Origin of the sequence: Pseudomonas sp. P7759 (genome assembly GCF_013386445.1) — a bacterium.
Classification (GTDB): Bacteria; Pseudomonadota; Gammaproteobacteria; order Pseudomonadales; family Pseudomonadaceae; genus Aquipseudomonas; species Aquipseudomonas azotoformans_A.
In genome coordinates, this window is sequence record NZ_JACART010000009.1 from 17515 (window position 1) to 31049 (window position 13535).

Sequence of the window (13535 nt, forward strand, 5' to 3'; positions counted from 1 at the left end):
GCCAGGTGAGGCGGGGCGCTTGTGCGCAACTGTCGTTAAGACTTTAACAATGGTTTACATCGCCGAATCGATGATGCCGGTATGGTTTGTGGCTACTGGCAAAACATGATGAGTAACCCATGCAGTCGAGCGACAATCTGTTGAAGCCGGAGCTGATCAACATCCGGCGGCTGTTCACAACGCCTTTGGCCAGCATCCAATACCCCAATGCCGACACGCTCAACGCTGAGCTCAAAGCGCTGGTCACACAACGCATGGCGCAGGACCAGTCCGGCGCCCAGCGCAGCAACGATGGCGGTTGGCAGTCCGCGAACGATTTTCAGGCGTGGGGTGGGGATGCCTGCAGCGCGTTGGTGGCGTTCGCTACGCGGTTTGCCACTGAGCTGACCGCCGTTCATCACGAAGGCTTCGGACTCACCGAGCCCGGTTTCGAGTGGAAACTCAACGCGTGGGCCAATGTGAACGAGGCGGGCCACAGCAATGCACTGCATGGGCATCCTGGCGCATTTTGGTCGGGTGTTTACTGGGTCGATGCGGGGGGGCGTGAAGAGGACGCCACCGTCGGCGGCGACCTGGAATTCGTCGATCCACGTGGCATGGTCGCCTCGACCTACAATCCCGCCTTGCGCATGCGGGTCGAGGATTGCCTGACTGCCGGTTTCAGCAGCATCTGTGTCGCCAGCAGCGGGACATTGATCATGTTTCCGTCCTGGTTGATGCACTCGGTACGACGCTTTGAGGGCGCGCGGCCACGGATCTCGATCGCGTTCAACTTCGGCACATGACGACCCTGAACGTTCACTGATGGAAGCGTCTGCCCAACGCATCCAACCGCACCGCAATCGGCGGTAGCTGCTCACTGCTGCGCGCCAGGGTTTCCACATCGTTGGCGGTGCTTTGCGCAATGCTCTGCACCGACTGCAACCGCCCGACAATCTCCAGGTTCGCGGTGGTCTGCTCGCGGGTGGTGGTCACGATCCGGCCGTTCAGGTCGTCGATGTGCGCAATGTCGTCGCCCACGGCGCGCAGCATGTCGACGGCGACCTGGCTGTCTTCCACGCAACGCTCCACGCCTTGGCGACTGTCGTGCATGGCTTCGACGGCCTGGCGGCTGCCGTGTTGCAGGCCTTCGATGATGGTCTTGATTTCCTGGGTGGACACCGCCGTGCGCTGCGCCAGGCTGCGCACTTCGTCGGCGACCACGGCGAAGCCACGGCCTTGCTCGCCGGCGCGGGCGGCTTCGATGGCGGCGTTGAGGGCGAGCAGGTTGGTCTGGTTGGCGATGCTGTTGATCACTTCGAGTACGCTGCCGATCTGCTCGGCTTGCACGGCCAGGCCCTGCACGGTTTCATGGGTGCCGTTGAGGCGCGAGGCCAACTGGGTGATTTCCTGCTGGGCCCGGCTGACGCTTTCCTGGCCGCGTTGGATTTGTTGACTGGCCTTGCCGGCGTGGTCCACCGCTTGCTCGACGTGCACGGCGATGTGGCCCATGGCGTCTTCCATGCGCTGCATCGAACCGGTCATCTGAGTGATCTCGGCCAATTGGTGTCGCGCGCCTTTTTCCAGGGTGCCGCTGGCACTGGCAAGTGCCTGGCCGAGTTGGCCGAGGCCGTGGGAGTCGCGGGCGACACCGTCGATCAGGTGTGTGATCTGTTGCAGGAAGTGGTCGAAACGCTTGGCCAGGGACACATGCACCTTGCCGTCACCTTGGGTGGTCTGCGCGCTGAATTGGGAGGTGACCGCGAGCATCTTCTCCAGCATTTCCTGGCTTTCGACCGCTTCGGCCTGGCTGTGTACGGCCAGGTAGAGCAGGGCGACGGTTTCCATCACCACGTAGAACGCGTGGACGAACACCATGGTCCAGCCGCCGTGATGTTCCATCACAAACACCGGGAAGCCTTGGTGTTGCAGGGCATGGAACACCACGTGATGCACGGCGATGGTGGCGGCCGCGACCAGGATCGGCAGCCAGTCACGATAAAACGTCAGCACCGCCAACAGCGCGAAGATCCCGAAGTGCGATTCGATCACGCCCTGGGCCTGGTTGATGTGCAGCGCCGCCATCACCATGAGGCCTGCGCCGAGGGCGCAACGCATCACGCGGGTGCCGCCTATCGCTCGGTACAGCGCCGTGAGCACCACGCTGGTGCCACCGCCGACAATGGACGCTTGAATCAGGGTGTCATGCCAGAGCGCCAGGCCCAGGGAGAACAGGAACATCAGCCAGATCAACGCCAGCATGATGCGGTCGGCTTTACGGTAATGCTCGAAAAAACGCGCGCGGGTGGGCATTCACACTTACTCCATGTGGTCTGGCCGAATCAAAGTGGGGGCAGGGTGGAGCGAATCAGGGTTTTTTGGTTTTTATAGGATTCAGTGATGCCAAGCGGTTATCGGCATCAGAAGGCGGGACTTGAGGAACGGCTACCCGGGCGGGTAGCCGTTGATCGGATCGCGATCAGAAGCTGTATTTGGCAGTCAGCATCATGTTGCGGGGTGTGCCGTAGGAATCACCGCCATAGCTCACGGAGTTGGAGATGGACTGGTAGTAGCGACGGTCAAAGATGTTGTTGGCGTTGAGTTGCAGGTCAAGGTGCTGGTTGACCTGGTAACCGGCCATCAGGTCGGTGACGGCGTAGGCGCCTTGCTTGAGGCGGTAGGTGCTGCCGTCCGCGACTTTGAAGTCGTTGTACATGCGGCTCTGCCAGGAGACGTTGCCGCCCACGCGGAGTTTTTCCAGGGCACCCTGGAAGTGGTAGTTAGTGGTCAGTTTGAACAGGTGTTCCGGGGTGTCGGTGTCGAACTGCTGGTTGACGTTCTGAGGGTTGGCTTGATCCTTGATGGTGTGGGTACGCGCGTAGGTGTAGCCACCGCCGACCTGCCAGTTCTCGGTCAGGGCGCCTTGCAGTTCGAAGTCGATACCCTGGCTGCGGATTTCGCCTGAGGCTTCGGAGCAACTGGCCTGCGGACAGTTAGGCACCACCACATCCACCGCGCGGTTTTCCTGGTCGACGCGGAACAGCGCCACGCTCGCATTCAGCGCACCGCCGAGGTATTCGCCCTTGATGCCCACTTCATAGTTCTTACCGACAATCGGCTTGACGGGGTTGCCGGAGGTGTCCTTGGCGCTTTGCGGCGTAAAGATGTCGCTGTAGCTGACATAGACCGAGTGATGGTCGTCCAGGTCGTAGATCAAGCCGGCGTAGCGGGTGAGGTTACGCGTGACCTTGTAGTCGCCGGAGTTGTCGGCACCGCCATGGGCATCGTAGTCATACCAGTCCAGGCGCCCACCGAGGATCAGCTTCAACGGGTCGGCCAGGTTCAGGCGCGTGGTGACGTAGACCCCATCCTGGGTGGTGACGTCACGGTCGTTGGTGGTGTGGACGAAGTCCGGTTTGCCCGCCGTGAGCGGCCAGTTGAGGTTGTAGGGGCTGTAGTTGTGGGTGGTCATGTCGTAGATGCGTCGGCTGGCGCCCACGACCAGTTCATGGGTACGTCCGAACGCTTGGAAGGGGCCGCTGGCGAAGGCGTCGACGCCTGCCTGGTTTTCATCGTAGGCCGCCTGGTAGACGGTGCGCGCCAGCGTGTTATTGACCCAGCGTGACTGGTAGGAGCCAGAGAACAATGCGTTCTGTTCGGCGTAGTTGGCGTTGACTTGCAGTTTCCAGTCGTTGGCCAGTTGCTGGCGCAGTTCAGCGAATACCGTGTTGACCTCCTGGTCTTTATTCTCCCAGTCGGTGCCTGGGTTGTAGGAACGTGGCAGGTTCAGGTGATGACCATCCTGGCCGACCATCGACGAGCCCCAGAAATAGTTGGTCTTGTCTTTCTGGTTCGAGAAACCGAGCGTCAGGGTGGTGTCTTCGCTCAGGTCGGCTTCGGTGACGGCATAGAACAGGCCGTGATATTCCTCGGCGTTGTCGATGAAACTGTTGGCATCGCGGTAGGACGTGACGACCCGGCCGCGCCAGGTGCCACTGTCGTTGAGGGGGCTGGAGGCGTCGAGTTCGCCACGGTAGTCGTCCCAGCTGCCGGCGGCGCCGGTGAGGGTGACTTTCTGTTCGTCCAGTGGCCGCTTGCGTACCAGGTTGATGGCCGCCGAAGGGTTACCCGCGCCGGTTATCAGGCCAGTGGCGCCGCGCACGATCTCGACTCGATCGAACATCGCCAGGTTCGGCTGAGAGCCTACGGAGACGCCGTTATAGCCGGTGGGGATGCCGTCGTACATCAGGTTGTCGATGTCGAAACCGCGGGACGTGTAGGACTGCCGGCCAGGACCGCTGGAGAAGTTGAGGAACAGACCGGGCGTGGCTTTGACCACATCATTGATGCTGGTCATCGCCTGGTCATCCATGCGTTGGCGCGTAATGACGGTAACGGCCTGCGGGGTTTCACGCATGGTCAACGGCAGCTTGGTCGCGGTTTTCATCGCGCCGGTGGTGTAGGACTGCGTGCCTTCGGTGGTTTCGCCCAGTTGCGCTTCGCCGGAGATTTGCGTGGCCCCCAGTTCAAGGGTGGTGGCGGGTGCCTGGGTCTCGGCGGCAAAGGCCGCCGTTGAGCTTGCAAGGCAAACGGCCAACGCCATCAGACTGGGTGAAAAACCTTTACCGCCGTGTTGTTGCACAGACATGGAACTGACTCTCCCCGAATGCCGTCCCTGGCGAATAATAAAGATGTTGATAATTATTCGCATCAGTGTGGCAGATTGAGCTTGTGGGAAAAAGCCTTTGAAGAGAATTAGTTAATGATTTTTTCACATCTGTTTAGGACCAGTTCGTCATGCCGCCGTTATAAAGGTTCGGCGTGCGCGGCGATTATTCACGCGGGGGAATCGCCACCCGACTCGTCGCCTTGACTTCCCTCAGCGCCAGACTCGACTGAATCGACGCAATCCCCAACTGCCGACGCAATACGCTCTCGACAAACTCGCTGTAGCTGTCCAGGTCTTGCGCGAGGACCTGCAACAGGTAATCCGCATCCCCGGTGATCTTGTGGCACGACAACACCTGCGGCAGCGCCTTCACCACGGCTTCAAACGCATCCGGCGCGTGATCGGTGTGGATCGCGAAGCGCACATGGACGAACGCCATGATGTCCAGTCCGAGCATCTTGCGGTCGAGGTTGGCCTGGTAATCCTTGATCACGCCTTCCTCTTCCAGGCGTTTGCGCCGACGCCAGCAGGGGGTGAGACTCAGTGACAGGCGTTCGCTCAACTGCGCGTTGGAAATACTGGCGTCTTCCTGCAACAAAGCGAGGATGGCGAGATCGGTGTCATCAAGAGCGACCTGTCTGGTTTTATTTTTCATAATTGTGTGCCACAGAGGTAAATATTCCCGATAAAGCTAACAGTGCCGTAAGTAAAAGCAAAGAAAGCCCGGCGTGGCCAGAACAAAATAGACCCTGTCTTTTACTGGCGGATGCCCACCCATGTTGACTGTTTTTAGCGAAGCCCACCGTTTGCACCACGGCACTGAACTGAAGGATGGCGTGCTCAAACCTTCATTCGAACAACCGAGCCGCGCCGACACGGTGCGTGACCGCGTCAGGCAGGTTGGACTGGGCGATATCGTCACACCGCGCCGCTTCGATCGGGCCTGTTACGTCAACGCCCACAGCGAGCGCTACGTAGCGTTCCTCGAAACCGCCTGGGCCGAATGGACCGCCATTGGCCGCAGCCATGACGCGTTGCCCCTGGTGTGGCCGGTGCGTGACTTGGCGAACCATCAAGTCCCGGAGTTCATCGACGGCAAGCTCGGTTTCTACGCGATGGACGCCGGCTCGCCGATTACCCGCACCACCTGGGAGGCGGTCAAAACCAGCGCGGACATCGCCTTGACCGGCCTGGCGCTGATCGACGAGGGGCATCACAGCGCCTTCGCCCTGTGCCGCCCGCCGGGCCATCACGCAGCCCGCGAATACATGGGCGGTTATTGCTACCTCAACAACGCCGCGATTGCCGCCGAGCAAGCCATTACCCAAGGCGCCAAGCGCGTGGCGGTGCTGGATGTGGATTTCCACCACGGCAACGGCACGCAGAATATTTTCTACGACCGCCCAGACGTGCTGTTCATCTCCCTGCATGGCGACCCGGCAGTCTCTTACCCGTACTTTTCCGGTGCGGCCAGTGAACGCGGTGCGGGCGCAGGGGAGGGCTTCAACCTGAATTATCCGTTGCCGAAAAACACCACCTGGGCGCACTACCAAATCGCCTTGATCAATGCGTGCCAGCAACTGCGCGACTTCGCGCCCGAGGTGCTGGTGATCTCCCTCGGCGTCGACACCTTCAAGGACGACCCCATCAGCCACTTCCTCCTCGACAGCCAGGACTTCCTCGGCATGGGCGAAATCATTGCCAGCGTCGGCGTGCCCACTCTGTTCGTGATGGAAGGCGGCTACATGGTCGATGAAATCGGCATCAACGCCGTCAACGTGCTGCACGGTTTCGAAAGCAACAGCCAATAACAACAACCCGTCGACTTTTCTTCTGCCAAAACTCAAAAACATAACAAGAGGTTTTGTGATGAAAACAACCACGTCCGGGCTTTATGAAAAGCCTGCGTTGCAACGCACCCTGAGCAACCGCCATATCCAGTTGATGGCCATGGGCGGTGCAATCGGCACCGGCCTGTTCATGGGCTCCGGCAAGATCATTGCGCTGTCCGGCACCTCGATCATCCTGATCTACATGATCATCGGGCTGTTCGTGTATTTCGTGATGCGCGCCATGGGCGAACTGCTGCTGTCCAACCTCAACTTCAAGAGCTTCGCCGACTTTGCCGGCGCCTACCTGGGGCCGCGTGCGGCGTTTTTTCTCGGCTGGTCGTATTGGTTGAGCTGGAGCGTGGCGGTGGTGGGGGATGCGGTGGTGGTCGGCGGCTTCTTCCAGTACTGGTTTCCCCATGTGCCGGCCTGGATGCCGGCAGTGGGCATGCTGCTTACGCTGTTCGCGTTGAATGTGTTGACGGTGAAGTTGTTTGGCGAAGTGGAATTCTGGTTCGCGATTATCAAGCTCATTGCCGTGCTGACCTTGATCGGTGTGAGTGTGGTGCTGATTGCCAGCTCGTTTGTCTCGCCCACCGGGGTCACTGCATCGCTGACCCATTTATTGGACAAACAGGCCGCGTTCCCCAATGGTTTGTTCGGTTTTTTCGCCGGGTTCCAGATGGCGATTTTTTCTTTTGCCGGTACCGAACTGATCGGCACCGCTGCAGCCGAAACCCGCGCGCCGGAGAAGACGCTGCCCAAGGCGATCAACTCGATCCCGCTGCGCATCATCCTGTTCTACGTGCTGGCCTTGGCGTGCATCATCGCGGTGACGTCATGGCAGCAAGTCTCGCCGAGCAAAAGCCCGTTCGTTGAGTTGTTCCTGGTGGCGGGTTTTCCGGCGGCGGCGGGCATCGTCAATTTCGTGGTGCTGACCTCGGCGGCCTCCTCGGCCAACAGCGGGGTGTTTTCCGCCAGCCGTATGTTGTTCGGCCTGGCTGACTTGGGGGATGCACCGGGAATTTTTCGACGCTTGTCGAAGAGCAGCGTGCCGTTTATCAGCCTGGTGTTTACCACCGTGCTGATGTTGCTGGGCCTGGTATTGCTGTTTGTGGTGCCGGAGGTGATGACCGCCTTCACCATCGTTTCGACGGTATCGGCGATCCTGGTGATTTTCACCTGGTCGACAATCCTGGCGTCCTACATCGCCTACCGCAAGAAACGTCCGGATCTGCATGCCAAGTCTACCTACAAGATGCCCGGTGGCGTGCCGATGGCCTGGTTTTCCCTGGGTTTCCTCGCATTTGTGCTGGGTCTGCTGGCGTTACGGCCGGATACACGCTTGGCGCTGTGCGTGATGCCGGCCTGGTTTATCTGGCTGGGGATCGCTTACCGGTTCTCACGCGTTCAGGGCGCCAGTTTGGTAAACACATAATCACGATCCTTCACCAACGCCTGGTGGCACGCAAAGCACGTCTGGTGCTGCGCTTCATCGGCTGGCTTGCCGTTGATGAAGCGACCGAACCCCCAGCCCCCGGTGGACGCGTATTTCTTCGAGTCCTTGACCATGAACTGCACCGTGGTCGCCGCGCCGGGGATGGACGCGGTCTTGAACTCGGGCGATTGTTCGTGTTTCCACGCCAATTTGGCCAAGACCGTGCCATCCGGGAACGGCAGCTTGCCCTCCCGGTAAGCCTTGAGCGCCGCGCTGTTGCCCAGCACCACACGTAGTTCGTTCAACGGATCGGCCTCCTGAGCAGGCGCCACCAACTCCCACTGGCGGTAGCCGTCGGGAATGGTCACGCCGTAGATGGGCGACGGAGCGCTGTCGGCGAAGGCGCCAGCCGAACTCGCCAGGGCCAATGCAGCCATGCACAGGCGCTTCATCACAAGTGATCCGCGTCAATGACCGCCTTGGCAAACGCTTCGGGCGCTTCCTGGGGCAGATTGTGGCCCACGCCGCCGTTGATCAGGCGGAATTCATACTTGCCGGTAAAACGTTTGGCGTAATCTTCAGGTTTAGGATGCGGGGCGCCGTTGGCGTCGCCTTCCAGGGTGATGGTCGGCACGCCGATCGACGGCGCCTGGGCGAGTTTCTGCTCCAGAGGATCGTACTTCGTCTCACCCTGGACCAATCCCAGGCGCCAGCGGTAGTTGAACACGGTGATCGCCACGTGATCCGGGTTCTCCAGGCCCTTGGCGCTGCGGTCAAAGGTGGCGTCATCGAACTTCCATTGCGGGGAAGCCAGTTGCCAGATCAGCTTGGCGAAGTCATGGGTGTTTTTCTGGTAGCCCTCGGCACCGCGCTCGGTGGCAAAGTAGAACTGATACCACCATTGCAGTTCGGCCTTGGGCGGCAAAGGATTCTTGCCCGCCGCCTGGTTGCCGATCAGGTATCCGCTGACCGACACCAGCGCCTTGACCCGTTCCGGCCACAGCGCCGAAACGATGTCCGCCGAACGTGCGCCCCAGTCGTAGCCGCCGAGTACGGCTTGCTTGATCTTCAGCGCGTCCATGAAGTCGATCACGTCACTGGCCAACGCCGCCGGTTGGCCGTTGCGCAGGGTTTTGTCCGAGAGGAAACGGGTGTCGCCATAACCCCGGGCGTAGGGGATCAGCACGCGATAACCCTTGGCTGCCAGCAGCGGGGCGACCTGGGCGTAGCTGTCGATGTCGTAGGGCCAGCCATGCAGTAGGATCACCACCGGTCCCGTGGCCGGGCCGACTTCGGCGTAGGCCACGTCCAGCAGGCCGGCCTTGACGTGTTTGAGTGCGCCGAACGCGCTTTGCGGGCTGGCGACGGCGCGGGTCGGCGCCTCGGGCATTTCGGCATGGGCCACACCCAGGATGCCGAATTGTGACAAGGCCAAGGCCAGGAAAAGGGATTGGCGTTTGAAGCGGCGAGTCAACTGAGTGTGCATGGCGAGCCTCCTGTGGCTTGTTGTGTGCCTGGAGCCCAGTTGAACGCCGCGCTGTATCTGGCCTGTTTCAGGAAACCCGTTGAGTTAAAGACTGTGTATCGCAGCGGGCTCTGTACACACTGCGATACAAACATGCAGCGCGAACCGTGCCTTTTCTGTCAGAAACCACCGGCATGGACGAGCCGGGGCCTACGACAGCACGATCTCATAGGGTTCCCGCATTCTCTCCAAGAGTACCTGGGCAAGCATCGGCGCCAGGCCGATCTGTGGGTCACCGGCCAATTGGCTGGCATAGGCGTGCGCCGCATGGAGCTTGCGCGCCACGGTCCAGGTGTCCAGCCGCACCTTGCGTGCGCGTTGCCAGGGGATGATCGCACCTTCCCGAGCGGGCCAGTGCCAGGCCCAGATCGGCAGTTCATACAGTTGCGCACCGACCAGGGTGCAGGCGTTGGCGCTGGCACGCCCGACGGTGTCGTGATCGTCATTGCCGTCGTTACGCCACGTGCTGAACACCACATCGCCCGGTTGCAAGTAGCGTGCAATGAATTGACTCAGTTGCGGCTCGCGGCTGGCGAGGGCGTCGTCACAGAAGCCACCGCGGATCCACTTCAAACTGTGCAGGGGCATGCCCAGGCGGCGCATGGCCTCGACGCTTTCCTGGGGCCGCACCACGCTCAGGCGGCTGGCCGGCCAGACGTTGGACCCTGGGTGACTGGCGCTGCCATCCGTGATGGAGATGAGTTGCAGGGGATGCTCCAAGGTGCTGAGCAGTTGCAGCAGGCCACCACAGGCCAGCACTTCGTCGCCGGGGTGGGGCGCGATGATGACCACGCGTGCGCCAGGCGGCACCAGTGAGGACGGGGTGATCGGGGGAATTTGCGCCAGCTGCGGGGCGCTGTTCCAGATTTGCGCAGGGCCGCTACGGCCGTCGCTTAAGGAAGCAAGCTTCATGGGGTGTCACATCCTTGTCGATTGATGCTGGGTCGTGGCCCGTTGACGGGACGACGCTCTTTTATCCACCACAGGCTCCGCCGCAGTGGCTGCATGACGCTCCAACCCTGGAACGCCAGCAAGGCGTCATCAGCATAGACAAGGATTGGTCGGTTTTACATTCGGTAATGTCGTTTTTTTCAAGTGGCGTGCATCAGGCTCTTCAAGTAATCGCCGAAACCGCCCTGTGCGCGAGCATCCAGGCGCGCACTGGTGATCACTTGCGGGCTGTGGCTCCAGGCAATGGAGGCGCCGCACAGCTCCAGGTTACGCACCAGTTGCACATCCTCATGGCACGCCAGCGGCTCGAAACCACCCGCGCGCACATAAGCGCCTGCGCTCACGCCCAAGTTGGCACCGTGGATGTGTCGATGACCGTCTCGCGCCTCGTAACCCTGGTTGTAGCGAATCTGCGCAGCCGGGTCGAAGCCTTCGCTCCAGGCGTCCACGGTGACGGTGCCGCATACCGCGTCGGCCCCCAGTGCCAACTGGGCCACCAGCCAATCAGGCGCCACGCGGCTGTCGGCATCGGTGCACGAAATCCAGCGGGCGCCCTGGTTGAGCAGATGCCGCGCACCCACGCCTCGAACATGCCCGACATTGCGTGCCTGGGCTTCGAGCCATTGCACGGGGTAGGCCTGGGCAATGGCGGCACTGGCATCGCTGCAACTGTCGAGTACTACCAAGACAGTCACGGTTTCGCCGAGTAAACCCGGATGGCTGGCCGCGATCAGTGCCGCTTTCAGGCAGTCGCCCAAAGGCCTCTTCGTTGTGTACCGGGATCAGAATGCCGATCATCTCAGGCCCTCAAGGGTGGCGACCGAAGTGCCGTCGCGGCTCCACAGGTCGAGCAGGAAGTCGTGTTCGTGGTGGCTGGCCACGCGAGGCATATCCAGCCGTTCCTGAAGCAGGGCATGCACTTGCTCGGCCGTTTGCGGGCAACCTTCGATAGGTGGGCGCCAATGGCAGGCCAGCACCTGGCCGTCGTCGGTCAACGAGGTGCGCACGCGTTCGATCAACCGGCACAAATCATCGGCGTCGAGGTAGTAACACAACTCGCTGAGCACGATCAGCTCGAACTGGTCTGTGGGCCACTGTTCGGGCAAACGGCTTTGCTGCACCTGAGCCTGGGGAAAACCCAGCAAGCGGCTGCGGGCCAGGTCAACGGCGGCCGAAGCCGTGTCGCAACACAGCAGGCGGTCACAGCGGGGCGCCAGTTCGAAGCTCAGCTCGCCATTGGCGCAACCAGGCTCGAACACCGAGGCATAACGGGGTCGTGTGAGTATCGCCAGCGTCAACGCGCGTTTACGGCGTTCGTACCAGCGTTGGCGAAAGGCCCAGGGGTCATCGTTGTTGGCGAACAATTGGTCGAAATACGGTGTAGCCACGCTCATACGAATACCACTTCAAAAGGCTGGAGCAGACGTTCCACTACATAGGGCGCAAGCACGGGCGCCAGGCCGATCTGCGGGTCACCCTCCAACTGGCTGGCGAAGGCATGGATGGCGTGGCGTTTGCGGGCCACGGCTTCGCAGCTCAAGGGGATCTTGCGCGCGCGATTCCAAGGCACTTGGTTGTCTTCGGGCGTTGCCCAGTGCCAGGTCCATACCGGCAGTTCGTACAGGCTCGCGCCGACAGCAGAGGCTGCCTTGGCGCTGGCACGACCGGCGGCTTCGTGGTCGCAATGCCCATCTTCGCGCCAAGTGGTGAACACCACGTCGGTGGGTTTGAGGTAACGCTGGATGAACGCCGCGAGTTCAGCTTCCCGCGCCGCCACCTTGCTGTCAGCAAACCCGGCACGCAGCCATTTCAGGCTGTGCAGCGGCAAGCCAAGACGATGCAGCGCCTGGGCCGATTCCTGGGGGCGCACCACACTCAAGCGCTCAACCGGCCAACGCCGCGAGCCCGGATGACTGGCGCTGCCATCGGTGACTGAAATCAGCTGGATAGCCCGGCCGAGTGCCGCGAGCCCCTGCATCAAACCACCACACCCCAGCACTTCATCATCCGGGTGCGGGGCGACGATCACCGCCCGATAACCTTCTGGCACCAACTGCTCAACGCTGATCGGCGGCAGCTCGGCCATCTTCGGCGACGCCTGCCAGCGATGCAGCGGCGTGCCTTGGCCAACGATTGGATTGGGTTTCATAACTGCCACCTCCCTGTGGGTTCGCCGGCGACCAACTCGCCAAGGCTGGCCAAGTCGCGTTCGGCGTGACTCTGGCGCATATACACCGGCAAGTCCGCCATCAACTGGGCGAAATGCGGATCCTTGCAATAGGGCCCCGCACCGACGGCCCGACCCACATGGCGCATCACCTGTTCGACGGTGTCTTCGATGCACGCCCGAGTCTGTTGCGCCAACTCCCTGGCATTGGCCTTAGGTTCTCGATCGACCTGCTCCGCGCTGGCGCGCAGTACACAGGCGGCGCTGTTGAGTGCGCTGTCGACCGCACCGAGGTGGGCGAGGGCGTGGGGTTCCGGGCGTTTGCTGCACTGCTCACGCAAGACTTCCGCCAGGCGTTGCGCCGCGCCATACCAGCAGGCAGCAATGCCAATGCCGCCTTGCCAGAATCCGGGGCGAGCCAGGTAATCACCTGGTCCGCCCACGGCCAGCCCCCAGGCCTGGTCAAACACGATTTCCACACTGCCGGTGGCGGCCATGCCCACGGCATTCCAGCCTTCGTCCGTGACGACGACGCCGGGTTGATCCATAGGCACCGCCACCAACTGTTGGCGGTCGTCTTCGTCCCAGGCCGTCAGCAAGCCATGGCTGACCACCGCCGCGCCGGAACACCAGGCTTTACGCCCTTGCACCTTCAGGCGCTGGCCCTCTTTGAAGACGCGTACCTTGGCGGTGGGTGGCTCGGCCGCCCACATGCCCCAAATGCTGCCCAAGGGTGGCAGTGGGCTGTTGAGTTCGGCAATGATCGCCAAGGCGTCGGTGTGGCCTTCGAACAACTTGCACAGGCGCAGGTCATGGCCTGCCACCTGTGCCAAACGGCTGAACCGCGCCAATGTCTGACCGCTGCCCGGCAAGGGCAGTTGGTCCAGGCCTTCCTCCTGAAGCGCCTTCAGGGCCGCGCCCAGGGCTTGCGTGTCCGCATAGCCCCGGTAGCCTTGAAGGAATCCATGCAGTGCCAT

12 protein-coding genes and 1 pseudogene are annotated in these 13535 nt (G+C 61.5%); 3 read left to right on the top strand and 10 right to left on the bottom strand.

The features are described 5' to 3' along the window. Positions 1-119 precede the first annotated feature (119 nt). Positions 120-785, top strand: coding sequence for a TIGR02466 family protein (locus HX823_RS11745; protein ID WP_177074945.1), 666 nt, complete (start codon positions 120-122; stop codon positions 783-785). A gap of 13 nt (positions 786-798) precedes the next feature. Here the strand turns inward: HX823_RS11745 and HX823_RS32160 are convergent, their stop codons facing one another. From HX823_RS32160 to HX823_RS11760, 3 genes are all read right to left on the bottom strand, one after another. Then, entirely contained in the window at positions 799-2292 is a 1494-nt protein-coding gene (locus tag HX823_RS32160) for a methyl-accepting chemotaxis protein (RefSeq protein WP_177074946.1), read from the bottom strand. Between the two features lie 166 nt (positions 2293-2458). Continuing rightward, positions 2459-4627: a TonB-dependent siderophore receptor gene (locus HX823_RS11755; RefSeq protein ID WP_177074947.1), complete on the bottom strand. Its 2169-nt coding sequence runs from the start codon at positions 4625-4627 to the stop codon at positions 2459-2461. A 184-nt stretch (positions 4628-4811) separates the two neighbouring features. After that, entirely contained in the window at positions 4812-5303 is a 492-nt protein-coding gene (locus tag HX823_RS11760) for an Lrp/AsnC family transcriptional regulator (protein WP_038844647.1), read from the bottom strand. A gap of 121 nt (positions 5304-5424) precedes the next feature. On the opposite strand from HX823_RS11760, the gene HX823_RS11765 reads away from it, so the two are divergent. Next, positions 5425-6459, top strand: a complete 1035-nt coding sequence (locus tag HX823_RS11765) for a histone deacetylase family protein (protein WP_177074948.1) — start codon at positions 5425-5427, stop codon at positions 6457-6459. 58 nt (positions 6460-6517) lie between these two features. After that, positions 6518-7915 carry an amino acid permease gene (locus HX823_RS11770; protein ID WP_177074949.1) on the top strand — a complete coding sequence of 466 codons (1398 nt, stop codon included), beginning with the start codon at positions 6518-6520 and terminating at the stop codon, positions 7913-7915. Here the strand turns inward: HX823_RS11770 and HX823_RS11775 are convergent. The 7 genes and pseudogenes from HX823_RS11775 to HX823_RS11805 all read right to left on the bottom strand — a co-directional run bounded on the left by HX823_RS11775 (position 7888) and on the right by HX823_RS11805 (position 13535). Beyond that, the gene (locus HX823_RS11775) at positions 7888-8367 is read right to left on the bottom strand and encodes a cytochrome P460 family protein (protein WP_038844640.1); all 480 of its coding nucleotides are present in this window, start codon (positions 8365-8367) and stop codon (positions 7888-7890) included. The two genes, HX823_RS11770 and HX823_RS11775, sit on opposite strands and share 28 nt — an antisense overlap. Next, positions 8367-9401, bottom strand: a complete 1035-nt coding sequence (locus HX823_RS11780; RefSeq protein ID WP_038844638.1) for an alpha/beta fold hydrolase — start codon at positions 9399-9401, stop codon at positions 8367-8369. The genes HX823_RS11775 and HX823_RS11780 overlap by 1 nt, the downstream gene beginning before the upstream one ends. A 189-nt stretch (positions 9402-9590) precedes the next feature. Then, positions 9591-10352, bottom strand: coding sequence for a PIG-L deacetylase family protein (locus HX823_RS11785; RefSeq protein WP_038844636.1), 762 nt, complete (start codon positions 10350-10352; stop codon positions 9591-9593). 179 nt (positions 10353-10531) lie between these two features. Further along, positions 10532-11189 (bottom strand): annotated as a pseudogene (locus tag HX823_RS11790) (glycosyltransferase family 2 protein). After that, the gene (locus tag HX823_RS11795) at positions 11186-11785 is read right to left on the bottom strand and encodes an SAM-dependent methyltransferase (protein ID WP_177074950.1); all 600 of its coding nucleotides are present in this window, start codon (positions 11783-11785) and stop codon (positions 11186-11188) included. The pseudogene HX823_RS11790 and the gene HX823_RS11795 overlap by 4 nt, the downstream one beginning before the upstream one ends. Then, a complete protein-coding gene (locus HX823_RS11800) occupies positions 11782-12540 on the bottom strand; it encodes a PIG-L deacetylase family protein (RefSeq protein ID WP_177074951.1) in 759 nt (252 codons plus the stop codon). Before HX823_RS11800 ends, HX823_RS11795 begins: the two co-directional genes overlap by 4 nt. Then, on the bottom strand, positions 12537-13535 hold the full coding sequence (locus HX823_RS11805; RefSeq protein ID WP_177074952.1) for an acyl-CoA dehydrogenase: 999 nt from the start codon (positions 13533-13535) through the stop codon (positions 12537-12539). The genes HX823_RS11800 and HX823_RS11805 overlap by 4 nt, the downstream gene beginning before the upstream one ends.

Coding starts and splice junctions, on each gene's coding strand:
- HX823_RS11745 (WP_177074945.1), top strand. CDS start 120: ATGCAGTCGAGCGACAATCTGTTGAAGCCGGAGCTGATCAACATCCGG.
- HX823_RS32160 (WP_177074946.1), bottom strand. CDS start 2,292: ATGCCCACCCGCGCGCGTTTTTTCGAGCATTACCGTAAAGCCGACCGC.
- HX823_RS11755 (WP_177074947.1), bottom strand. CDS start 4,627: ATGTCTGTGCAACAACACGGCGGTAAAGGTTTTTCACCCAGTCTGATG.
- HX823_RS11760 (WP_038844647.1), bottom strand. CDS start 5,303: ATGAAAAATAAAACCAGACAGGTCGCTCTTGATGACACCGATCTCGCC.
- HX823_RS11765 (WP_177074948.1), top strand. CDS start 5,425: ATGTTGACTGTTTTTAGCGAAGCCCACCGTTTGCACCACGGCACTGAA.
- HX823_RS11770 (WP_177074949.1), top strand. CDS start 6,518: ATGAAAACAACCACGTCCGGGCTTTATGAAAAGCCTGCGTTGCAACGC.
- HX823_RS11775 (WP_038844640.1), bottom strand. CDS start 8,367: ATGAAGCGCCTGTGCATGGCTGCATTGGCCCTGGCGAGTTCGGCTGGC.
- HX823_RS11780 (WP_038844638.1), bottom strand. CDS start 9,401: ATGCACACTCAGTTGACTCGCCGCTTCAAACGCCAATCCCTTTTCCTG.
- HX823_RS11785 (WP_038844636.1), bottom strand. CDS start 10,352: ATGAAGCTTGCTTCCTTAAGCGACGGCCGTAGCGGCCCTGCGCAAATC.
- HX823_RS11795 (WP_177074950.1), bottom strand. CDS start 11,785: ATGAGCGTGGCTACACCGTATTTCGACCAATTGTTCGCCAACAACGAT.
- HX823_RS11800 (WP_177074951.1), bottom strand. CDS start 12,540: ATGAAACCCAATCCAATCGTTGGCCAAGGCACGCCGCTGCATCGCTGG.
- HX823_RS11805 (WP_177074952.1), bottom strand. CDS start 13,535: ATGGCACTGCATGGATTCCTTCAAGGCTACCGGGGCTATGCGGACACG.